The organism is Sphingomonas citri (genome assembly GCF_019429485.1).
Taxonomy (GTDB): domain Bacteria; phylum Pseudomonadota; class Alphaproteobacteria; order Sphingomonadales; family Sphingomonadaceae; genus Sphingomonas; species Sphingomonas citri.
Map to the genome: position 1 here is coordinate 21568 of NZ_JAHXZN010000008.1, position 22870 is coordinate 44437.

Annotated in this window: 16 protein-coding genes; 7 read left to right on the forward strand and 9 right to left on the reverse strand. The window is 69.4% G+C overall.

All coding sequences use genetic code 11. The features are described 5' to 3' along the window. Positions 1-25: 25 nt before the first annotated feature. Positions 26-775, reverse strand: coding sequence for a FadR/GntR family transcriptional regulator (locus KZ820_RS17370; RefSeq protein WP_219750032.1), 750 nt, complete (start codon positions 773-775; stop codon positions 26-28). 138 nt (positions 776-913) lie between these two features. Here KZ820_RS17370 and dgoD point away from each other — a divergent pair, with 138 nt between their 5' ends. The 3 genes from dgoD to KZ820_RS17385 are packed head-to-tail and all read left to right on the forward strand — an operon-like array spanning position 914 to position 4245. Further along, a complete protein-coding gene (dgoD, locus tag KZ820_RS17375) occupies positions 914-2098 on the forward strand; it encodes a galactonate dehydratase (protein WP_308462266.1) in 1185 nt (394 codons plus the stop codon). Beyond that, positions 2092-2823, forward strand: a complete 732-nt coding sequence (locus KZ820_RS17380; RefSeq protein ID WP_219750036.1) for an SDR family NAD(P)-dependent oxidoreductase — start codon at positions 2092-2094, stop codon at positions 2821-2823. The genes dgoD and KZ820_RS17380 overlap by 7 nt, the downstream gene beginning before the upstream one ends. Then, positions 2824-4245, forward strand: a complete 1422-nt coding sequence (locus tag KZ820_RS17385; protein ID WP_219750037.1) for a sugar porter family MFS transporter — start codon at positions 2824-2826, stop codon at positions 4243-4245. A 57-nt stretch (positions 4246-4302) separates the two neighbouring features. Here the strand turns inward: KZ820_RS17385 and KZ820_RS17390 are convergent, their stop codons facing one another. Then, positions 4303-5823, reverse strand: a complete 1521-nt coding sequence (locus tag KZ820_RS17390; protein ID WP_219750038.1) for a glycoside hydrolase — start codon at positions 5821-5823, stop codon at positions 4303-4305. Next, entirely contained in the window at positions 5820-8681 is a 2862-nt protein-coding gene (locus KZ820_RS17395; protein WP_219750040.1) for a DUF8487 domain-containing protein, read from the reverse strand. The genes KZ820_RS17390 and KZ820_RS17395 overlap by 4 nt, the downstream gene beginning before the upstream one ends. A gap of 181 nt (positions 8682-8862) precedes the next feature. On the opposite strand from KZ820_RS17395, the gene KZ820_RS17400 reads away from it, so the two are divergent. Together KZ820_RS17400 and KZ820_RS17405 are read left to right on the forward strand one after the other, a co-directional pair. Next, complete coding sequence (locus tag KZ820_RS17400; RefSeq protein WP_219750042.1) at positions 8863-11658, forward strand: TonB-dependent receptor; 2796 nt, start codon at positions 8863-8865, stop codon at positions 11656-11658. Positions 11659-11709: 51 nt separating this feature from the next. After that, positions 11710-14097 (forward strand): DUF5703 domain-containing protein, encoded by a 2388-nt coding sequence (locus tag KZ820_RS17405; RefSeq protein WP_219750044.1) that lies wholly within the window; start codon positions 11710-11712, stop codon positions 14095-14097. A gap of 479 nt (positions 14098-14576) precedes the next feature. On the opposite strand, the gene KZ820_RS17410 is transcribed toward KZ820_RS17405, so the two are convergent. The 6 genes from KZ820_RS17410 to KZ820_RS17435 form a co-directional block, all read right to left on the reverse strand. After that, the gene (locus KZ820_RS17410) at positions 14577-14792 is read right to left on the reverse strand and encodes a hypothetical protein (protein ID WP_219750046.1); all 216 of its coding nucleotides are present in this window, start codon (positions 14790-14792) and stop codon (positions 14577-14579) included. Beyond that, positions 14789-15133: a winged helix-turn-helix transcriptional regulator gene (locus tag KZ820_RS17415; protein WP_219750048.1), complete on the reverse strand. Its 345-nt coding sequence runs from the start codon at positions 15131-15133 to the stop codon at positions 14789-14791. Before KZ820_RS17415 ends, KZ820_RS17410 begins: the two co-directional genes overlap by 4 nt. Beyond that, on the reverse strand, positions 15130-15324 hold the full coding sequence (locus KZ820_RS17420; RefSeq protein ID WP_219750050.1) for a hypothetical protein: 195 nt from the start codon (positions 15322-15324) through the stop codon (positions 15130-15132). The genes KZ820_RS17415 and KZ820_RS17420 overlap by 4 nt, the downstream gene beginning before the upstream one ends. Before the next feature lie 368 nt (positions 15325-15692). Further along, positions 15693-18824 (reverse strand): efflux RND transporter permease subunit, encoded by a 3132-nt coding sequence (locus KZ820_RS17425; RefSeq protein ID WP_219750052.1) that lies wholly within the window; start codon positions 18822-18824, stop codon positions 15693-15695. Beyond that, positions 18821-19918 (reverse strand): efflux RND transporter periplasmic adaptor subunit, encoded by a 1098-nt coding sequence (locus KZ820_RS17430; RefSeq protein ID WP_219750054.1) that lies wholly within the window; start codon positions 19916-19918, stop codon positions 18821-18823. The genes KZ820_RS17425 and KZ820_RS17430 overlap by 4 nt, the downstream gene beginning before the upstream one ends. A gap of 73 nt (positions 19919-19991) precedes the next feature. Next, positions 19992-20540, reverse strand: coding sequence for a TetR/AcrR family transcriptional regulator (locus KZ820_RS17435; RefSeq protein WP_308462267.1), 549 nt, complete (start codon positions 20538-20540; stop codon positions 19992-19994). A 154-nt stretch (positions 20541-20694) separates the two neighbouring features. Between KZ820_RS17435 and KZ820_RS17440 the strand changes: the two genes are divergently transcribed. Next, the gene (locus KZ820_RS17440; RefSeq protein ID WP_219750058.1) at positions 20695-22161 is read left to right on the forward strand and encodes an efflux transporter outer membrane subunit; all 1467 of its coding nucleotides are present in this window, start codon (positions 20695-20697) and stop codon (positions 22159-22161) included. Next, complete coding sequence (locus KZ820_RS17445) at positions 22154-22627, forward strand: PaaI family thioesterase (RefSeq protein WP_308462268.1); 474 nt, start codon at positions 22154-22156, stop codon at positions 22625-22627. Before KZ820_RS17440 ends, KZ820_RS17445 begins: the two co-directional genes overlap by 8 nt. The last annotated feature ends 243 nt before the right edge of the window (positions 22628-22870 follow it).

Here is a 22870-nt window from a genome sequence, read left to right on the forward strand (position 1 = left end):
GCATCATGGCGGGAGGGAGGCCGCCCTAGAAGGAGTCGTGTGCCGGATGCCCTCCGGCCTCCAGCAACAGCCGCAGCGCGCCGTCGATCAGCTCGCGCATCAGCGAGGAGGCACCCCGCGCATTCCCCTCGACGATCGCGTTGGCGACGCGGCGATGGTCGATCGCGCTCGCCCGGCTGACCCCGGCGTACGCGTTGGTGCGGCGGATGCTAAACCGCAGCGTCGCCTCGGAGAGGTCGGTGAACTGACGCATGAAGCGGTTGTTGCTCGCCTCGATCACGGCACGGTGAAAGGCGATATCGGCCTCGAGCGGATCGTCCTCGCCCTGCTCGGCGGCGAACATCCGGTCGATCGCCTTCACGATCGCGGCCCGCTGCGGACCGGAGGCGCCGTTGGCGGCGAGCCCCGCCGCGCGCGGCTCGATGGCCATGCGCATTTCGGTGAAATCGATCAGCAGGTCGATCGAGAAGTCGCGCTCCATCAACCAGCGCAGCACGTCGGGATCGAGCAGGTTCCAGCTGCCTTCGGGCTGCACCACCGTGCCGGCGCGCTGGCGAGCGCGGAGCAAGCCCTTGGCGGTCAGCATCTTCACCGCCTCGCGCACCACCGACCGGCTGGCGCCATATTGCTCGCATAACTGCGACTCGAACGGGAAGCCCGTGTCGGCGGTGAAGCGCTGCGTCACGATCGCGCGGCCCAGGTCATTGGCGATCCGCCGGGTGACGTTGAGACCGTCACCGCCGCTCGCCGCACGTTCGCGTTCCAGTTGTTCCATCGTCGCATCATAACCGATGGTGCCGCGACGGCCACACGCTTGATCACCGCATAAGTCATACTTTTCTTGATTTGCCGCGGCTTGGCTCTATGCTCCGTGGGGACGATGCGCCGGAATGGCGACGGAGGGGGCGAAGGCGTGACCAGCGGTACTCCAGCGAGCGACGGCGGCGAGGCGGGCGACCGAATCGGACGGATCGAGTGGTTCCCGGTGCGGCCGCGTTGGCTGTTCGTCCGCGTCGAGACGGTACAGGGCGCGGTCGGCTGGGGCGAGGCGACGCTGGAAGGCCATGCCGAGGCGGTCGCAGGCGCGCTCGATGCCGCGCGCGACCGGCTGATCGGGCACGATCCCGCGCGGATCGAGGACGCATGGCAGCTGCTCCACCGGCTCGGTTTCTATCGCGGCGGGCCGGTGCTGCTCTCGGCCATCGCGGGGATCGACCAGGCGCTGTGGGACATCAAGGCGCGCAAGCTGGGCGTGCCGCTCTATCAGCTGCTGGGCGGGCGCGTGCGCGACCGGATCCCGGTCTACGCCTGGATCGGCGGCGACCGCCCCGCCGACGTGGCCGAGGCGGCGCGGCAGCGGCGCGCGCAGGGTTTCACCGCGGTGAAGATGAACGGCACCGAGGCGCTCGGCTGGCTCGACGGCATCGGCGGGATCGACTCGATCGCGCGGCGCCTCTCCGAAGTGCGCGAGACCGGTATCGACGTGGGCGTCGATTTCCACGGGCGCGTGCACCGCCCACTCGCGCGCACCGTGCTGCGCGCGATCGAGCCGCTCGGCCCGCTGTTCGCCGAGGAGATCGTGCTCGGCGACAATCCCGAGGTGGTGGCCCAGCTCGCGGGCTTCACCAGCGTGCCGCTCGCGCTCGGCGAACGACTCTACAGCCGCTGGGATTTCCGTCCCTTCTTCGAGCGCGGCGCGATCGACATCGCGCAGCCCGACCTGGCGCACGCGGGCGGCATCTCCGAGTGCCGCCGCATCGCGGCGATGGCGGAAGCCTATGACGTCGCGCTGGCGCCGCACTGCCCGGTGGGACCGATCGCGCTCGCCGCCTGTCTCCACCTCGCCGCGGCGACGCCCAATTTCGTAATCCAGGAAATGTCGCTCGGCATCCATTACAACGGCCCCTCGGAGGACCTGACGACGCTGATCCGCAATCCCGAGCTGTTCCGGATCGCCGCCGGCGGCGTCGCGGTGCCGGAGGGCGCGGGGCTCGGCATCGAGGTCGACGAACATGCGGTGCGCGCGATGGCGCGCGACCCGCACCGATGGCGCAACCCGGCCTGGCGCGGCCCGGACGGGGAGCTGCGCGAATGGTGAGCGCGCGGGCCGTGATCGTAACTGGCGGGCTGGGTGGGATCGGCCGCGCGGTCGCCGCCGCCTTCGCGCGCGAGGGCGCCGCGGTGATGCTGGTCGACTCGCGCGCCGCCGACACCGCCGACACCGACGCGCTGGCCGCCGCCGGCGCGATCGCCGTCGCGGCGTGCGTGACGGACGTCGCCAACGCGGCGCAGGTGACGGCAGCGGTGGACGCCACCGTCGGTGCGTTCGGGCGGCTCGACGTAATCGTCAACGTCGCGGGCATGATGATCTACAAGCCGATCGCCGAGCTCGACGCGGCGGACTGGCGTCGGCTGCTCGACGTGAACCTGGTCGGCGCGGCGCTGTTCACCGGCCACGCGCTGCGCCGGATGCGACCGGGCGGGTGCGTCGTCAACGTCGCCTCGGTCCACGCGCGGCGCACCTCGGCGCTGGTCGCACCTTATGCCGCTGCCAAGGCCGCGCTCGTCAGCCTCACCCGCTCCGCCGCGATCGAGGGTCGGCCACTGGGGATCCGGGTCAATGCGGTCCTGCCGGGCGCGATCGACACGCCAATGCTCCACGCCAGCCCCAACCTGCGCTCGGGCGTCGAGACGATCGCTCCGGAAGATCTCGGCCGGCCCGAGGACGTCGCCGCGGTGACGACGTTCCTCGCCTCGGACGCCGCGCGCTTCATCACCGGCGAGGACGTGGTGGCCGACGGCGGCCGCATGGGGAGATTGTAGATGCACCTCGCGGACATCGCCCCGCCCGCCGACGACGCCGAGCGCGATCGCGGCGCCAGCGGCGCGGTCTGGCTCGCCGCCGCGGTGTCGGCGCTGGGCGGCCTGTTGTTCGGCTATGACTGGGTCGTGATCGGCGGCGCCAAGCCCTTCTACGAGGCCAGCTTCGCGCTGACCTCGCCGGCGCAGCAGGCCTGGGCGGTGAGCTGCGCGCTGATCGGCTGCCTGGTCGGCGCCAGCCTCTCGGGCGCGCTCGCGGATCGCTGGGGGCGCCGCCCCGGGCTGGCGCTGGCCGCGGTGATCTTCGCGGTGTCGTCGCTCGGCACCGCCGCGGCGGGCGGGATCGGCGCCTTCGTCGCGTGGCGGATCGCCGGCGGAGTGGCCATCGGCATCGCCTCGGGGCTGTCGCCGCTCTACATCGCCGAGGTGGCGCCGCCGCGCAGCCGCGGCCGGCTGGTGTGCCTCAACCAGGTCGCGATCGTGCTCGGCGTGCTCGGCGCGCAGATCGTCAACTGGCTGATCGCGCAGCCCGTCCCCGCGGGCGCCTCGGCCGCCGCCATCGCCGCCTCGTGGAACGGGACGCACGGCTGGCGCTGGATGTTCGCCGCCGCCGCGGTGCCGGCGGTCGCCTTCCTGATCGGCTGCCTGCTGATCCCCGAGAGCCCGCGCCATCTCGCGCGGCGCGGCGACTGGGCGGGCGCCGAGGCGGTGCTGCGCCGGCTCGGCGAGGGCAACCCCGCCGAAGCGGCGGTCGCCGAGATACGCCGCGCGCTGGCGACGGCCCCCGGTCGCACGCTGGGTGCGGTGTGGCGCGAGCCGCGCTTCCGCCGCGTGCTGGTGATCGGCGTGGTCCTGGCGGTGCTGCAGCAATGGTGCGGCATCAACATCATCTTCAACTACGCGCAGGAGATCTTCGCGGGCGCGGGCTATGCCGTGTCGGACACGTTGTTCAACATCGTCATTACCGGCGCGGTCAATTGCGTCTTCACCTTCGTCGCGCTCGCCACGGTGGAACGCTGGGGACGGCGCCGGCTGCTGCTGCTCGGCTGCGTCGGACTGGCGCTGATCTACGCCGCGCTGGGGGCGAGCTATGTCGCGGGGGTACAGGGCTGGCCCTTGCTGCTGCTGGTGGTCGCGGCGATCGCGGTCTATGCCATGACGCTCGCGCCGGTGACCTGGGTGGCGCTGGCGGAGATCTTCCCGGGCGAGGCGCGTGGTGCGAGCATGGCGGTGGCCACCACGGCGCTATGGGCGGCGTGTTTCCTGCTCACCTACACCTTCCCGCTGATCAACGCCGCCGCGGGCACGGGCGTGACCTTCTGGATCTACGGCGTGATCTGCGCGCTGGGCTTCGCCTTCATCCTGCGCACGCTGCCCGAGACCAAGGGCAAGACGCTGGAGCAGATCGAGCGCGACTGGCGCTGAGCGCCGGATCGCGTCGGACGCGCGTGAGGGGGCGCGTCGCGATTACCCGGTGGACGATCAGTCGCGCCGCCGCAGCACCAGGGTCGTGATCGCACGCTCGCGCGCGAGCGCGGACGTGCCGGCGCATCCGTCCGCCGCGCCGCGCCGCGCGTCGGCGTAGCGCTCGCCGACCGCCCAGCGGCCCGGCAGGCCCGACGTAGCGACGTCGATCCGGCGCGCATAGGGTCCATGGTTGACGTGCACCACCACCGCGCGCCGCGCGTCGGCGGAGAGCGCGGTCACCGTGTCGGGATCGTCGTTGCGCACCAGCCGGTCACCCGGCCTGACATGGCGGCTGAACCCCGCCATGGCCCAATATTTGGCGGTGAGGTGGACGGTCATGTCGCGCGGCCGCGGCACCGACATGTCGGCGCGCAGCAGCCCCCAGTTCGACCCGGCCTCGCCCGGCGCCGCGCTGGGTTCGACCGCCTGCCAGATCACCCAGGCGGCGGGCTCGAGCCGCTTCAGGTCGAGCACGATCTGCTCGCCGAGCGCGAGCGCGGACGAGCGGTCCTCGAAATCCTGCACGCTGTTGGGCGCGGAGAGATCCACTTCCGACATCCACAACGGCAACCCCGCCACCGCGGCGATGTCGCGCGGGCCGGTCGCGCCGGTCGTGCTGTAGCTGTGGACGTTGAGTTGGCGCACCACTGCGCGCGCCGCCGCGGGGTAGCCGGTCCAGTCCTTCACGAACGTGTCGTGGTTGGTCTCGTCCATCGCCGAGAGCATCGCGGTGGAGCGATGCGCGGCGAGCGAGCGCGCGGTCGCCAGCAGCAGCCGCGCCTGCCCAGCGGGGTCGACGTAATTGCCCTCCTGCCGGTTGCCCGCGACCCAGTACGGCGTGTTGGGCTCGTTGAGCGGGGCGATGCTGTGGAAGCGAATCGCGTGGCGCCGCTCCAGCCCCTGCATCGCGCGGACGAGATAATCGGCGAACTGCGGCTCGAAGCCGGGGCGCAGGTTGGGCTGGTATCGGGCGCCGGCGCCCGCGACGTCGCCGCTGACGGTCATGAACCAGGGCGGCGAATAAGCCGCCGCCTCGATCACCCGCACGTCCGCCGGCACGCGACGGCGCACCGCGTCGAGCCACCATTGCTGGCCCGGGTCGGCCGACCAATCCCATTGCCGCGGGTCGTCGCCGCGCCACCAGTCGCGCCCGGTGGCGCCGGCGGGCATCTTCCACATGCCGGGGATGTTGGCATTGGGGCGCGTCAGCGGCGGGGTGCCGGGGCGGCGGCCGCCGCCGATATTGTAGCGCGCGATCGTCCAACCCAGCCCGTCCGGGCCGTAGAGCAGGTCGGCGAGCCGCTCGCGCACCGGGTCGACCCAGCCCCCGGTCGTGCTCGCGAACCAGGCGAGCGAGGTGCCCCAGCCGCGGAAGCGCGTGCGCGGGTGCGCCCAGTCGGCGGCGAGCGCGATCGTGACCGGCGCGGCGCAGCGCGGCGCGTCGGCAGCAGCGGTCTGCACCACCGCGGCAGCGGGGGCGGCGAGCGCGACCGTCGTCGCGGTCGCCAGCGCGAGGCGCCGTAGCCGCGCGGTCACGCTGTCACCGAGGCGAGCTGCGCGGCGGTCACCCGCGTGGCGGGACGGAAGGCGAACGAGGCCATATATGTCTCCAGGCTGGCGACGAGCTGCCGGCTGACGGGATCGTCCGTCCCGGCGCCATCGAGCGCGAAGCCGCAGACGATCGCGCGCCCCTTGCCCAGCGCGACCTCCACGATCAGCCCGAGCGGGCGCGCGGTGAACCAATCGTCGATCACGCGCACGATCGGGGTCAGTCCGCGCGGCAGGCCGTCGAGCCGGAGCGCGCCGGCACGATGGATCAGGTACCACCAGTGCCAGTCGCTGTGCGGCGTCGTCGGAAAGTCGGCGAGCGCGGGATGCGCCGGGTCGCAGAGCACGCCGAGCGTCGTCGGCGCCTGGCGCTCGGTCCACAACGTGTTCCAGAAGATGCTCGAGAAACCCAGCTTGACCGGGCGATCCGCGTGGTTCGCGACGCGCTCGGGCGGCAGGCCGATCAGCGCGGTACCGCCCTCCTCCAGGTGGCGCAGCAGTGCGGCGTCGATCCGGTCGGCGCGCCGCACGCGCGGTGTCGGCGCCAGGGCGGCCAGATAGACCCATATGTCCCAGTCGTTCTCCGCGATCGTCTGCCCCGCTGCGGTGACAGTGACGACCAGCTTGGCAGCGGTCGCGCGCTCGGTCCGCAGCCGCGGCGCGGCGCTGAGGTCGAGCGGCGCGTTGCCGAGCGGGAGCGCGCGTTCGGGAAAGGCCCCGCTCGCCAGTTCGGCGCCGTCGGCGGCGACGACGCGCCACCCCACCCTCGCCGCGGCGATCGGGGCGGCGCCGAAATGCGCGATGTCGACGGTGAAGGCGAGCGGCTCGCCCGATCGCAGCACGCGCCGCGGCAGCCGCGCCAGCGGCACGATCGGCGCGCAGAAGCGCCGATATTCCTGGCCCGTGACATAGCCCTTGTCGTCCCAGAACGGGTCCAGCACCCCGACCAGCGCGCTGCCCTGGCCGGGGAAGTCCTGCAACCCGAGCAGCTGGAAGCCGCCGAAGCGATGCGTGCGCAACGCGCTCTCGATATCCTCCTTGTAACAGAGCAGCTGGAGCCGGCCGGACGCGCTGACGAACGCGGGCGCGAGCTCCTCCAGGCCATTGTCGCGCAGCCGGTCGGCGAAGATGTCGAAGTTACGCGCCTTGAGATAGCCGGTATATTTGCGCCGCTCGTCGAGGTTCGGATAGACGCACCATTGGCCGATCTCGTGGCTGATCACGGGCACGCGGTGGCGCGCGACGAAGTCGCGATAGTCGGTCACCGTCTCCGGCGGCGCGCGGTTGATCCGCGAGCGCAGCTCCTCGCCCCAGGCCTGGACCCGCGGCGTCGGGGTGACGTGATATTGGTTCTCGCCGATCTCGGGCCAGCCCGAGCCCGAGGTCCACAGCCGCCGGTCGTCCAGCGCGCGATAGTGGCGGACGTAATCGGCGAGGAAGGCGTCGCGGCGCTTCTCGCCGTCGGCGGCCTTGCCTCCGCCGGGTTCGTTGCCGTGGGTCATCAGCACGAAGGACGGATGGTTGCCGTGCGCGGCGAGGATGCGGTCGGTCTCGGCATAGACCCAGCGATCGACCGGAAGGCCGCTGCCGATATGGGTCGACTGATTGGCCCAGACCGTCTCGATCTGCAGGTACACGCCCGCCTCGTCGGCCGCGTCGAAGGCCGCCTCTGGCGGGCAATAGCTGTGGCAGCGCAGGTGGTTGAGACCGTATTCCTTGATCCGGCGCATGATCCGCCGCCAGCTCTCGGGATCGGTCGCGGGATGGCCGGTCAGCGGGAAGATGCTGCATTCCAGTGCGCCGCGGAACATCATCGGGCGGCCGTTGATGGCGAAACCGTCGGGCGTGCCGACCAGCTCGCGCCAGCCGAACCGCCCCTGCCACTGCTCGCCGCCGTCGACGTGGACGGTCACCTCGTGGAGCACCGGGTCGAACTCGTCCCAGGGCGCGCGGTCCGCCGCGGCGACGGCGATGGCGAGCCGCGCCTCGCCCTCGCCGCTGCGCCACGTGACCGGCGCGCGATGCGTCGCGCCCTGGAGCCGCACCTCGACCGCGGCCACCGCCGGCGCCCCCGCCTCGCGCCGCAGCAGCGCCCGCACGCGCAGCTCGCCCGCGGCGAGCGACGGCGAGAGCTCGACGCGCTCGATCGCCACCCGATCGCGCGCGCGCAGCTCGATCCGCCCGGCGATGCCGTTCCAATTGCCCTGGGTGTGATCGGTGACGCCGTGGCCGTTGTGGCCGATCTCGACGATCATTCGATTGTCGACGCGGATCGTCAGCCGGTGCGTGCCCGGCGCCAGCACGCCGAGGTCGTGGACGTGGGGGACGTGCAGCGCGTCGCTGTGCCCGGCCGCGCGATCGTCGACCCAGACACGCGTCTCCCAATGCGGCCGCTCGAGGAACAGCTCGACGCGGCGGCCGCGCCACTCGGCCGGCACCTCGATGTCGCGCTGATACCAGGCGGGGCCGCGGTACCAGCTGTCGGGCTGGAGGAAGAACGGCACCTGGACGTTACCCGGCGCGCGATAGCGCGCGTAATCAGCCGCGGTGAAAAAGGATCGATCGTTGATGTCACCGGTCCAGGGCGTATCCACCGACACGGCGCGACCGACCTGATGCTGCTCGAGGCTACCCGGTAGCGGCAACGTCTCCGCCAGCCGGCGTCCCTGCCAGCGCTGCGCGACGCCGCGGTCGTCCGGGTCCAGCGCGCGGCGCCACACGCCGACGAGGCCCCGCTCGCCCGACGCGGCGGCGGTGGACGCGGGCACGCCGAGGAACGGCGCCGCGAGCAGCGATTGTACCAGCCGGCGACGGTCGATCATCGATGCCGCATCCACGTCGCTCATAGCTCACCCTCTCGCGATTTATGTCATACAATAAATCGTGAAATGCAGACGATCAAGCGGAAGCGTCGCGTAAGAGCACGGCAGCGCGCAGAGCAGAAGTATGACTTATTGACGAAAGGGCATACGCATTTTATGCCGTGACGATGCCGGCGGCACAGCCGGCGACGAGGTGGAGGGGAAGATGGCGGCGCGGCGCGTACAATGGACCGGCGGATCGGTGATCGCGCTCTGCGCGGTGATAGCGAGCGGCGCCGCGGCGCAGACCGGCTCACCCCCCGTGACCGCCACCCAGGCGCCCGCCGACGACGGTGGCGCCGTCGGCGACATCGTCGTCACCGGCGTGCGCTCCAGCCTCGACTCGGCGCAGGAGCTCAAGCGCAACAGCGACCAGATCGTTGACTCGATCCAGGCGCAGGACATCGGCAAGCTGCCCGACGCCAACACGGTGGAGTCGCTCCAGCGCATCACCGGCGTGCAGATCCAGCGCCGCTACGGCGAGGGCGGCACCGACGTGGACCATCGCACCCAGCCGGCGATCGCGATCCGCGGCCTCACCCAGGTGCGCACGCTGATCGACGGCCGCGACACCTACTCCGCCTCGGGCGGACGCAATTTCGACATCGAGGCGCTGCCACCGGAGCTGCTCGCCGGGATCGACGTGTTCAAGAACCCCTCGGCCGAGGTGATCGAGGGCGGCATCGGCGGCGTCGTCAACCTGCGCACGCGGCTGCCGTTCGACCAGAAAGGCGAGGTGATCAACGCCACCGCGCGCGCCAATTACTACGATCTGGCCGATGCCTGGGGCGGCTCCGGCTCGGCCTTGTACAGCAACCGCTGGCAAACCGGGCTGGGCGAGATGGGGCTGCTCCTCAACGGCATCTACAGCAAGAGCAAGTACCGCCAGGACGCGCTGCTGGTGCAGCCCTTCTTCGACGTGACCGCGGGGACCCTGCCCGACGCGCCGGCCGGTGCGCGCGCGCCGCTCGGATTCCAGATCTACGACGAGCTCGGCTCACGCGAGCGGCTCACGCTGGCGGGCGCCTATCAGTGGACGATATCGGATCGGCTCGGGCTCACGCTGCAGGCGCTGCACAGCCGCTACCGCTTCCTGCGCACGGGGCGCTATTTCTACAATATCACCCATGGCGAGAACCCGATCGCCACCCCCGGCGCCAGCTTCGGCTATGCCGACGACGGGCGCGTCACCAGCGGCTCCTACGACAATATGGTCTTCGAGTCGGCGCGATACGATCAGGACCTGAACACCAAGAACACCAATCTGACCGCGCGGCTCGCCTGGCAGGCAACCGACACCCTGTCGGCGACGTTCGACGCGCAATATCTAAAGTCCAGCTACGACGTGGACGGCAACGGCTTCGTCATCTCGCAATTCCGGGACCCCAGCGAGCTGCCCTCGGCAACGCCGAACAAGAGCATCGTCGACTTCAACATCGCGGGCGATCCGCGCTGGACCGTCAGCGATCCCGGACTGCTGACCGACCCGTCGCGCTATCGCTTCGCCTATCTCGCCGATTATCTGACGCGCAACGACACCGACCAGCTCGCGCTGCGCTACGACCTGAAGTGGGAGCCGGTCGACTCGATCGTAAAGTCGATCACCGCGGGGGTGCGCTACGCCGACAGCAACGTCACCCTGCGCGGCTATGGCGTGGGCTTCTGCACCTTCACCAGCGGCAATTCGGAGAGCTGCGCGGCCCCTGCCGGCGCGGGCTACATCCCGTACAGCTCCGACCGCGAGCAGCTGATCGTCCGAGGCCCGGCACCCGGCTTCTTCGAGGGGCGCACCGTCGACGGCGTGCTCTATCCAGGCTTCCCGCCGGGCAGCGTTTCGGCGAGCCTGACCGACACGTTCGGCATCTTCGGCGCGCAGCGGCGCGCGCGCTTCTACCCGGCCGAGATCAACCGCCAGACCGAGCGGACGCTGACCAGCTACGCCAGCGCGCGACTGGCGACCGAGCTGCTGGGCGTGCCGATCGACGGCAGCGCGGGAATCCGCCTAATTCGCACGCGCACCTCCTCGGTGGGCTACCTGTTCCCGCAGGATAACACGCTCGACCCCACCGACCCTGCCAACCTCACGCCGATCACGGTGCGCAAGAGCTATCTGTCCACGCTGCCGAGCGTGAACCTGCGCGCGCTGCTGACCGATCAGCTCCAGCTGCGCTTCGCCTTCGCCAAGGCGATGGCGCGCCCCGACTTCACCCAGATGGCGACCAACGTGACGCTGGGGCCGCCCAACGTCGTCAATCCCTCGACCGGACGGCCCGGCGGCTCGTCGGGCAACCCGCTGCTCGACCCGATCCGCTCGACCCAGTTCGACGCCTCGCTCGAATGGTATTTCGCGCGTGCCGGCTCGCTCACCGCCGGGCTGTTCCACAAGGATGTCGCCGGCTTCCTCACTAGCGGGCGCGTGGTGCGCGATTTCGGCGGCGTTCCCTATGACATCAGCACCACGATCAACTCATTGTCGGGCAAGGTGAAGGGTTTCGAGGTCGCGTATCAGCAATTCTACGATTTCCTGCCCGGGCTGCTCGGCGGACTGGGGCTTCAGGCCAATTACACCTATGTCGACAGCAGCGTGCAGAATCCCTTCGCGACACCCGGCAGCACGATACCCACACTGGTGCCGCTCGAGAAACTGTCCAAGCACAGCTACAATATCGTCGGCCTCTACGAACGCGGCCCGATGAGCGCGAGGCTGGCGTACAATTGGCGCGGCCGCTACCTCGACACCACGGTGGGCAGCGGCGCGAACGGCCAACCGCAGATCCAGGCGCCCTATGCCAGCCTCGACGCGTCGGTGAGCTACAACATCACAGCGCATGTCGCGCTGTCGGTCGAGGCGGTGAACCTTAACAATCGAATGAACGAGACGTTTATCGGCACGCCGACCGAGCCCTTGCAATATACGCTTAACGATCGCCGCTTCGGCGTCTCCCTACGCGCAACCTACTAGCCCCCGAGCGTCAGTCCTTGCCTCGCCGCTGAACAGCCGCGACACTGCGCCATGGATAAGGCGAAACGCGCGACACTCGCGGGCCTGACGGCGATGGCCGTGGTCGCTTCGGCGCGGCCGGGTGCAGGCGCCGAGCGGCGGCAAGACGATGTCGATCCGCTCGATCGACGCATGGCCGACTATGATCCCGTGTGGCGCAGCGCCAGCCGCGACGCCGGCGAGTCGATGCCCTGCGGGGCGGGCGATATCGGGCTGAACGTGTGGGTCGAGGGCGATGACGTGCTGTTCTACGTCGCCCGCAGTGGCGCTTTCGACGAGACCAACAGCTATCTGAAGCTCGGCCGCGCGCGGCTCCGCTTCGATCCGTCGCCGTTCGGCCGCGGCGCCTCCTTCGAGCAGCGCCTCAGCCTCGTGACGGGCGAGATGGTGGTGACCTGCGGCGACCTCGTCGTCACGCTGTGGGCGGACGTCGCGTCACCGATCGTCCGCGTCGCGGTCGAGAGCAGCGCCCCTGTCGCCATGACGGCGACCTGGGAAAGCTGGCGAACCCACGACCGCGACTATCTGCCGGCCGAAATGTCGATGCACCGCGCCTATGATGGCGCGCCCGTCACGCCGCGCCAATATGCCGATGAGGTCGGCTTCGCGGAGGGTGGTGTGCTCAGCCTCCATCACAATCGAGACAACAGCGTCTTCGACCTGCTCATCGAGCAGCAGGGCCTGGATGAGGTGAAGGATCAGCTGTGGAACCCGCTCGCCGGGCTGGGCTTCGGCGCCTTGTTGCACGGCGACGGGTTCGTTCCTGCCGGGACGGTGGAGGGACGATATGGCAGCACCGCTTTCATCGGCTGGACGCTCGGCAGCCGCCGCCCGCAGCGCCGGCACGAGCTCCGCCTCTTCTGTCACGTCGCCCAGGCGCCGACGCGCGATGAGTGGATCGCGGGCCTGCGCCGGCTGGCTATGTCGGATTCGGGCGCGGCAGTGTCTCGCCGGCGCAGCCGACGATGGTGGCGATCCTTCTGGGAGCGCAGCTGGATCGTGGTCGAACCCGGCGGCGCTCGGCCGAACAGCCAGCCCTGGCGCATTGGGCGCAACTACCAGCTCTTCCGCCACCAGCTTGGCACCAACGCGCGCGGCGCCTGGCCGACCAAGTTCAATGGTGGCAATTTCACGGTCGATCCCGAGTTTACCCAGCCCGAGCTGCGTCTCTCACCCGATTATCGCGCCTGGGGCGGCGGCGAGTTCACCGCGCAGAACCAGCGGCTGGTCCATTGGCCGATGCTGAAGAGCGGCGACTCCGACCTCATGCGACCGCAACTCGACTTCTACCGTCGGCTCCGCCGCACGGCGGAGCTGCGGACGCAGCATTACTGGGGGCACAAGGGCGCGTGCTTCGTCGAGCAGATCGAGAATTTTGGCCTCTGCTGCGGGCAGGAGTGGGGCTGGCAGCGGACCTGGAACAAGCCCGCCACGCGCATGCCCGGGGTCGAGGACAGCGCCTTCGTCGATTATCTCTGGGACACCGTCCTGGAATTCTGCCTCATGATGCTCGAGGTCGGTCGTTTCACCGGCGCCCATGTGTCGGGCGACCTCGCGTTCATCGACAGCTGCCTCACCTTCTTCGACGAGCATTATCGGCGGGAGCATGCGCGCATCACCGGTTCCGAGCTGGGTGCCGACGGCAAACTGGTCCTCTTTCCAGGCACCGCGTGCGAGACCTACAAGAACACGCTGAACTCAACCGTCACAATTGCCGGCCTGGACGCGGTTCTGGCCGCCCTGCTCGCCCTGCCCGAGCGGATGCTCGGCACGGCGCTCCGGGAGCGCTACGCCGCCCTGCGCACGACCTTGCCGAAGCTCCCGACCCGCCGCATGAGCGGCCGTCAGGTGATCGCGCCCGCTGCGCTATGGGACCGTATCCAGAATGTTGAAATCCCGCAGCTGTACCCGGTTTTTCCATACCATCGCTTCGGCGTCGGCCTGCCCAACCTTCAACTCGCGGTCGACACCTGGCACCATGGCGTCGACACGGCTGCGCAGAAGGACATCAAGAGCTGGCACCAGGACGCGATCTTCTGCGCCCGCCTCGGCCTGACCGACGAGGCTGCCATGCTCACCGCGCGCAAGTTGGACGATTCGGGCCGTCGCTATCCGACCTTCTGGGGTCCCGGTCACGACTGGGCGCCGGATCATAACTGGGGCGGGTCGGGGATGATCGGTCTACAGGAGATGCTGATGCAGACGCCCGGCGACTTGATCCACCTCTTCCCCGCCTGGCCACGCGATTGGGACGTCGACTTTCGCCTTCACGCGCCGCACGGCACCCGCGTCGATGCCACCCTGCAAGCAGGCCGGTTGGTCGCGCTGTTGGTTGAACCCCCTGCCGCCCAGTCACGAGTGGTGCTGCCGGCATGGGCGACCGGCCTTGAGCCCAGCTAAGACCCAATTTCGGTCATTCATCAGCTTATTCCCCTTCCCAGAAGCGGACGCTTATTCATCTCGGCAGCGACGAACCAGATGCGGATGGTGGATCTGCACTAGACAGCCCATTATCCCTCAGGCAGACGATCTGACGCGGTCTTCTGACATCCCGAACGCCGCAGCAAACCACCGGCTGCGCGTTGGTGTCACAACCGGACGTGGCTGTTGGAAAAATTCCGTTAGGCGCTGATCTCGTCTCGATTGGAACGGCGAAACGGGAAAGCCCAGGCTGAGGAAGCTCTGCAGGTGCCCAGGGCCGCATAACGGATACGGCCCAACAGCCAAGCCAGGCCAGTTCAGATGGCGCTGACTACGATGCCTGGGACGACCGCGGGGCAGAGCGGGATTCTTGGCGTCGCGGCCACCGCGTATCACGCGCGCGATCGCCGATGCGAGCCCACCGTCGATGCCGCTCGTCGGAGTATTGTCATCAGCATTCAGACCGAGAACACAACCGAGACACCGAGAAGCGCGTTTGTGCGCGGGCGGGACGTATAGTTGTTCTCGACCACTCCGATGGCGGTCTGTGCCAGGAGTAAGGCGATCATGGGCGCGATGACGCGCGCGAGTGTGACAGGGATCGGCCCCAAGATTATCGCCGAGCGCACTCCGGCCTTGGCCGAAGACGGCACGGACAGGGTCGGAATCGTCATAGACGCGTCGGATGCTCTTGGCCTAACACGTCGCCGCACCGGTCCCAATGCGCGGACCAGTCGCTGATCGCGTCGATGACGGCGCGAGACCCGGCGCCGCGCGGCGTGAGCCTGTATACCTGCCGGTCGGCAGGCTCAGGCAGGCGCACACGCTCGACCAGGCCCGCCTGCTCGTAGAGCCGAAGGCGCGCGGCCAGGATGTTCGCCGAAACGCCCGGAATGGCCTCGCGCAGGCCCGAGAAGCGCGCGGGGCCGGCCAGCAGCGTTCGCAGGATCGCAATGCCCCATTTCGCGGTGACGAGTTCCTCGATCGAAGATCGCGCGGAGGGCACCATGTTCATGCCGGATCGCGGTCCGGCGGGGACGCGGTGGGCAACGCCGCCTCGACCTCTTGGAGGCGACGCTCCAGCGCGTGGATGCGCTGGGACGTGATCTCGTGCACGTCCGTGTCCAGCGCTTTTGCCCAGAGGTCGAGCCAGCGGACCGCTCGACCCCAGATCGACGTGCGAACCGGCGAAGTATTCATGTCCATGCTCCTCTCGGTGATGTGGACGCCACGTCGCTGAGAGCTGCTGCGACCGCGAGTTGATCCTCGGTTAGTCCGCAGCGGACGCACTCGGCGATGACCGAGGCGCGCCTTGCGTCGCTTAATCGGAGCCTCCGTCCGATGCAGAACCGCCGCAGCGCCTCCAGCCTCGGATCCGCAAGCGGGTTCGCCCGCCGGACGCCGAACAGGAGGTCTGCCAAGCGTCGCAGCGCACCCCCTGGGCAGATCGTCGCCGGCTCGTCCCGCAGCGCGAGCATCACCACCTGACGCTCGATCGGCGAGAGAAGCGGTGACGGCGGAGGCGTCGGGCCCGCGGTTGTGGCTGCGGTGACCGGGCGGTGGAACATCGTGCGTCAGGCCAAGGCCGGGGCAGCGGATGCCGACGCGGGCCGCTCGCCTTCGTCCGGTGTGATCCGATACCAGAGCGCATAGAGCGCCGGCAGGAAGACCAGCGTCAGCACCGTCCCGCCCAGCGTCCCGCCGATCAGGGTCACCGCCATCGATCCCCAGAACACAGACTCGATGAGCGGGACGAAGGCCAGCACCGCAGCCAATGCCGTCAGGATGACCGGGCGCGAGCGCTGCACCGTCGCCTCCACTACCGCGTCGTGCGGGGTCATGCCGGCCTTCTCATTGTCGTGGATCTGACCGATCAGGATCAGCGTGTTGCGCATCAGGATGCCGGCGAGCGAGATCAGCCCCAGGATCGCGTTGAACCCGAACGGCTGGCCGGTGACGAGCAGCGTCGGCACCACGCCGATCAGCCCGAGCGGTGCGGTCAGCAGCACGATCGCCATGGCCGACAGGCTGCGCACCTGCAGGATGATGACGACCATCATCAACACGATCATGATCGGGAAGATCGGCGCGAGCGCGGCGTTGGCCTTGCCCGCTTCCTCGATCGAACCCGCCATGTCGATGCGATAGCCGGCTGGCAGCGACGCGATGATCGGCTGGAGCTTCTCCATCATCGCGGTCGACACATCGGGGGGCTGGAGCCCGTCGGCGATGTCGCCGCGCACGGTGATCGTCGGCACGCGGTCGCGGCGCTGGAGGATCGGGTCTTCCATCCGCACCTCGAACCGACCGACCTGACTGACCGGAACCCGCTGGCCGTTCGCGCCCACCAAGGTGAAGTCGCCGATCCGCGCGGGATCGAGCCGCTCGTCGCCGGCGGACCGCGCGACGATGTCGACCGTGCGGATGTCCTCGCGCGCCTGCGCGACGGTGACGCCGGTCAGCAGGAACTGGAGCTGATTGGCGACGTCCGCCGATGTGAGGCCGAGCGCGCGCAGCCGATCCTGGTCGAGCACCAGCCGCATCGCGGGCGCACGCTCGACCGAGTCGACGTTGACGGTGCGCATCATAAGATCGTTCTGCATCACCTGTCGTACCCGCTCCGCGATGGCGCGCACCTGGTCGCGGTCGGGGCCGTTCACGCGGAAGGCGACAGGGAAGGGCGACGGCGGGCCGAACACGAGCTGGGTCGCCCGCACGCGCGCCATCGGGGCGAGACCGTCCGCGACCGCTCGGCGCAGGTTCGCCTTCAGCGCGTCGCGCTCCTCCTCGTCGTCGGTCCGCACGACGATCTTGGCGAAGGACGGATCGGGAAGCTCGGAGTTGAGCGACATGAAGAAGCGGGGGGCGCCCTGGCCGATATAGCTCGTGACGATCTTCGCCTGCGGCTGGCGGCGCAGCCATGTCTCAACCTCGCGGCTGGCCAGGCTGGTCGCCTCGAGCGCGCTGCCCTTGGGCATGTAGACCTCGACCAGCAGCTCGGGCCGGTCGGACTGCGGGAAGAACTGCTTCTTGACGGGCCCCATCCCGACGCCGGCGATCAGAAACGCACCGAGCGTCGAAAGCGCGACGAGCTTCTTGCGGCGCACCGCCCAGGCGATCAGCCCGCGCACCTTCTGATAGCGCGGCGTCTGATAGATGGCGGCGTGTCCGCCCTCGACCGGCTTGATGTCGGGCAGCAGCTTGACGCCCATGTAGGGGGTGAAGATCACCGCGACGAACCACGAGGCGATCAGCGCGAAGCCGACCACCCAGAAGATGTTGCCGGCATATTCGCCCGCGCTCGACTGCGCGAAGCCCACCGGCATGAGCCCGATGACGGTGACGAGCGTGCCCGCCAGCATCGGCGCGGCCGTGTGGCTCCAGGCATAGGCCGACGCCCTGATGCGGTCGTAGCCTTCCTCCATCTTCACCACCATCATCTCGATCGCGATGATGGCGTCGTCGACGAGCAGGCCGAGCGCGAGGATCAGCGCGCCGAGCGTGATGCGGTCAAGCACGCGGTCGGTCGCCCACATGACGACGAGGACGATCGCGAGCGTGAGCGGCACTGCCGCCGCGACGACGATGCCGACCCGCCAGCCGAGGCTGACGAGACTGACGATCATCACGATCGCCAGCGCCTCGAGGAAGGTTTTCATGAACTGGTCAACCGCGGCCCGGATGTTGACCGCCTGGTCGGTGACGGGCGTTAAACTCATGCCCAGCGGAAGCTCCGACTGGATCTTCTTCACCTCGGCACCCAGCGCCTTGCCGAGCTCCAGTCCGTTCCACCCCTGGCGCATCACGACGCTCAGCAGCAGGGCCGGCTCGCCTTCGCTGCGGATCTTGAAGGCGGACGGGTCCTGATAGCCGCGCTTGACCGTGGCGATGTCGGACAGCTGCAGCGTGGCGCCATTGGCGACGATCGGCAGGTCGCGGATCTTGGCGAGATCGTCGAACGCGCCGTCGAGGCGGACGGTGACCGTCTGCGCCTTGCTCTCGACCGAGCCCGCCGGGGTCAGCAGGTTCTGCTTGCCGAGCGCATCGAGGATCGCACGCGGCTCGACGCCAAACGTCGCCAGCCGACCTTCCGAGAACTCGACGTAGATGCGCTCGGGCTGCTCGCCGAGGATCTTGATCTTGTTGACGCCGGGCACATGCAGCAGCCGCTGCCGCAGCTGTTCGGCCTCGCGGGCGAGCTTGCGCTGCGGCTCCCCCTTCGCCTTAAGAGCGTAGAGCGCGAAGGTGACGTCGCCATATTCGTCGTCCAGGAACGGACCGGCGACCCCCTGCGGCAGGTTGCGCTGCTCGTCCTGCAGCTTCTTGCGGGCCTGGTAGAACTGCTCCGGGACCAGTTCGGGCGGCACCGTGTCCTTCAGCCAAAGCGTGATGAAGACGAAGCCGGGCCGCGTGAAGGTGTCGGCGCGATCGTAGTAGCGCAGCTCCTGCAGACGCTTCTCGATCGGCTCCGCGACCTGATCCTGCATCTCCTGCGCGGTGGCGCCGGGCCATGCGGCGGCGACCGTCATCACCTTGATCGTGAAGCTCGGATCCTCGGCGCGGCCGAGCTTCATGAAGGCGATGGTGCCCGCCATGATGATCGCCATCAGGAAGAACAAAGTCACCGATCGTTCGCGGACGGCGAGCGCCGAGAGGTTCCAGCGGCTCGGCTGCGCGTCGGACGCGCGGTTAGCATCGGCGCTCACTGAGCCGCATCCTTTGCGGCGACCTGCCGGGCGATCCGCACCGGCTGGCCGTGGTGGAGCAGGTGCGCCCCGAGCGCGACGATGGCTTCTCCCGCGCGCAGGCCGGCCGACAGCGCGGCGCTCTCCTCTCCAACCGTCGCGATCCGGACCGGACGCCACGCCACTGTCGGCTGCTTGCCCGCGCGAACGACCCAGACGCCGGGGCCCTTCCCGTTGTCGGTGATCGCGGCCAGCGGCACTTCGGTCCCAGCTGCGGCGCCCGGCTGCGCTAGCGCGACGGTGACGGTCGAGCCGAGCGGCGCCCGAGCTGGAGCACCCGCCAGCACGTAGCGTGCCGCGAAGGTTCGTGTCGCCGGGTCGGCGGCATCTGACAGTTCACGCAAGGTCGCCGCGCCGGTCGCCCCGCCATAGGTGCGCGCCTGCGCCGTCGATCCGATGCCGGGCCGCAGCGTCTCGGGAAGCTGGATGAGCGCCTCGCGCGGACCCGAGCGCGCGATCCGCACGACGACCTGGCCCGCGCCGACCACCTGGCCCGGCTCGGCCAGCGTCTCGACGACCGTCCCGTCGGCGTCGGCGAGCAGGACGCTGTAGCCCGTTTCGTTGCGGGCCACGCGCGCCTGCGCGGTGGCCGAGGCAAGCTGGGCGCGCGCCGCATCGGCCGCCGCCCTGGCCTGGTCGTAGGCGGAGGCCGACACCGCGCCCGCGCCCACCAGATCGCGGAGACGCGCCTCGTCCGCGGCGGTCTGGCGTGCGCGGGCGCGGGCAGCTTCGACCGTCCCGGCCGACGCCTGGCTCGCCAGCGCGAGGTCGCTCGCGTCGATGCGCATCAGCGGCTGGGCGCGCCGGACGACCTGCCCCGCATCGACGAGGCGCTGCACGACCTTGCCGCCGACCCGGAACCCCAGGTCGCTCTGAACCCTGGCGGCCACCACGCCGGTGAACTCGCGCCCGGTCCCTGCGCCGGATGACGGGACCGTTACCCGGACCAGCGGCGACAGCGTCCGGGGATCCGCCTCCTCCTTGCCGCAGGCGGCGAGCGCCAATGCGATGAGCGGCGCCACGCCCGCGGTGCGGATCGGTAACCGTTGCGACACGAATCAGTCCTCCCAGGTTCGGGAGCCTGACTGTTGTCTTGTGACCAATCTGTCAATAGGTCACATGGAAAGGCTACGGAGCAAGGCTGCGAAGGATAAGGCTCGCCACCTCCTGCTGCGCATCCGGAAGCAGGTCGAGGTTGCGCTCGAGGTGCAGCGGATCGACGAACGGCATCATCGCGTAATAGATCGCTCGGCAGGTCTCATCGATCGGCGTCTTGCGCTCGAACTCCCCGCTGTCGCGCCCGCTCCGGACGATCTCCAGGATCATCGCCTTCAACGTCTCGCGATAGCTCCGGGCCGAGTTCCACTGCTCCGCGGCGGAATGGGCCGCGATGTCGTAGATCTTGCGATCGTCGAAGAAAAGTTCGACGCTGTGCGTCGTTAAACTCTTAAACATGCGCCGGAAACGATCAGTCGCGCTGCCACCCTCATCAATCGCCGCGCGGGTCGCGGCGACGATCCGATCCAGGCGCGAGCTGCAGATCGCCTCGCCGATGGCCTGCTTAGATTCGAAGAACCGGTAGATGTAGGCCTTCGAAAAACCGATCTCCCGGGCTAGATCGGCGACGGTGGTCTTACCGTAGCCATAACGAGCGAAGCACTCGTTCGCGGCGTCCACGATCTGGTCGCGAACGGTGTGCTCGGCTGGTCCTCGCGTAGACGTGGGCTGGGAGGCAGTGGCTGTCATGTCCGCCATATAGTCGCAAGACCGACGCTTGACAAACAGTGACCAGAACGGCCATTAGTCACACCTCATCGCTTGAGGTTTGTCCATGCGGCGCATCTTTCTCCTCGCCACCGTCCCGCTCGCTCTCGCAGCTGGCGGCTGTGCAACCGGTCCCCGCTACGTCGAGCCCGCCTCGTCAGCGCCGGCGGTCTTTCCGACGGCCGGTGCCGTCGACATCCGGATGGCCGGCATGCCGGCGGCGGACCTCGTCGACTGGTGGCGTGCCTTCAACGACCCGACGCTGACCTCGCTCGTGGAACGCGCGCTGGCGCAGAACCTCGACCTTCAGCAGGCCGCAGCGCGCGTCACGCAGGCAAGGGCCGCGCTCAAGGGTGCCAACGCGGCCTTGCTCCCATCGGGGCAGGTGAGCGGCCAGGCAGGTGAGGTCTATCAGTCGCTTGAAACCCCGGTCGGCCGGATCGGCAGCGCGTTTCCACAATTCGAGCGCTCGACCGAGCTCTATCAGCTCGACCTCGGGGCCAGCTGGGAACTCGACGTGTTCGGCGGCAAGGACGCCGCGCGTGATGCGGCCCGCGCGGACTGGCAGTCGTCGGCAGCCAGCGCCGTTGCCGCACGGCTCGCGGTCATCGCGCAGACCGCAGACACCTACGTCACGATCCGCGGACTGCAGGCGCGGCTCGCCATCGCCCGGGCGCAGGCTGAAACGCAGGACCGGCTGACCGACATCGTCGCGCTGCAGTTCAGGAAGGGCGTCGCCGCCGAACTCCAGCTGCGACAGAGCGAAGGTGCGCTGGCGCAGGTCCGCGCGTCGGTGCCGGCGCTGCAGAACGAGCTCAACAAGGCGATGAACGCCCTCGATGTCCTGCTCGGCGACCAGCCGGGCTCCTCGCGCATCACTCTCGCGGTCGCCGCGCCGATTCCCGCGGCGCCGGCGATCTCAACCGCGGGCGGGCCGGCGGCCGTCCTCCGACGCCGGCCCGACATCATCGCCGCCGAGCGCACGCTGGCGGCGTCGAACGCACGCATCGGCGTCGCCATCTCGGAATATTATCCCAAGTTCTCGTTGAGCGGCCTGCTCGGCACCGCGACCACCGCCGCCGGCGGGCTGTTCGGCGGCAACTCGATCCAGGCGAGCGGCTTTCTCGGCCTGCGCTGGCGGCTCTTCGACTTCGGACGGATCGACGCGGAGGTGAAGGCGGCGAAGGGACGGAACGCGGAAGCGCTCGCCGCCTACCGCCAGACCGTGCTGCGCGCCGCACAGGATGTCGAGGACGCCTTCTCGACACTGGTTCAGCAGGAAGCGCGTGCCGCGGCGCTCGGCCGAGGGGAGGCGTCGCTGTCGCGCGCCCAGGCCGCGTCGCTCGCCGCCTACAAGGGCGGCGTCGTCAGCCTGGTCGAGGTTCTCGACGCAGACCGCCGACTGCTCGAGACGCGCGACGGCGAGGTGCAGGCCCGCGCCGCCGCCAGCCGCGGCGCGATCGCATCGTTCCGCGCCCTCGGCGGCGGCTGGTCGCCCGCGACGGCGGTGGCGAAGGAGAAGTTCGGTGGATGAGGCGGACGGGCCGAATGGCCTCGATCAGGTCCGCGCCATGCTCGAAGACGGGCAGCAGCCGCCCTATGGTCGCAAGATGGCGGTATCGCTGGTCGAGGCCGGACCCGGTCATGCCGTCTTCGAGCGCACGCCGGACCACAGCTGTCTGAATCCCATGGGCACGGTCCATGGCGGCTACGCAGCCGCGATGCTCGACAGCGCCTGCGGCATCGCCGCGCACACCGGACTGAAGGCCGGCCAGGCATACACCACGCTGGAGTTAAAGACGTCGTTCCTCCGTCCGCTGACGCCGCGCAGCGGCACGGTCCGTGCAGTCGGGCGACTTGTATCCATGACCCGCCGAGCCGCCTTCGCGGAGGCCACGCTCCACGACGCCTCCGGGCGATTGTGTGCGACGGCGACATCGACCCTGCTGGTCTTCGACGCCCGAGGGAAGGGCGGGAATTCGCCGGAGACGCCGAGGTGACGTCGGTCGACAAGGCGCGGGCGCTCTTCCAGGTGAATGCGTTCGGCTTGATCCGCATGACCCAAGCCAGACGGCCAGTCAGGCGTGCGAAGCAGGGCGGACGCATTGTCAGCGTCAGCTCGGTCTTGGCCTGATGCCGACATCGAATATGGAAATCTACGCCGCGACGAAGCACGCGGTCGAGGACTACACCGCGTCGCTCGATCATGAGGTCCACCACTTCAGCATTCGGGCCAAATGGGA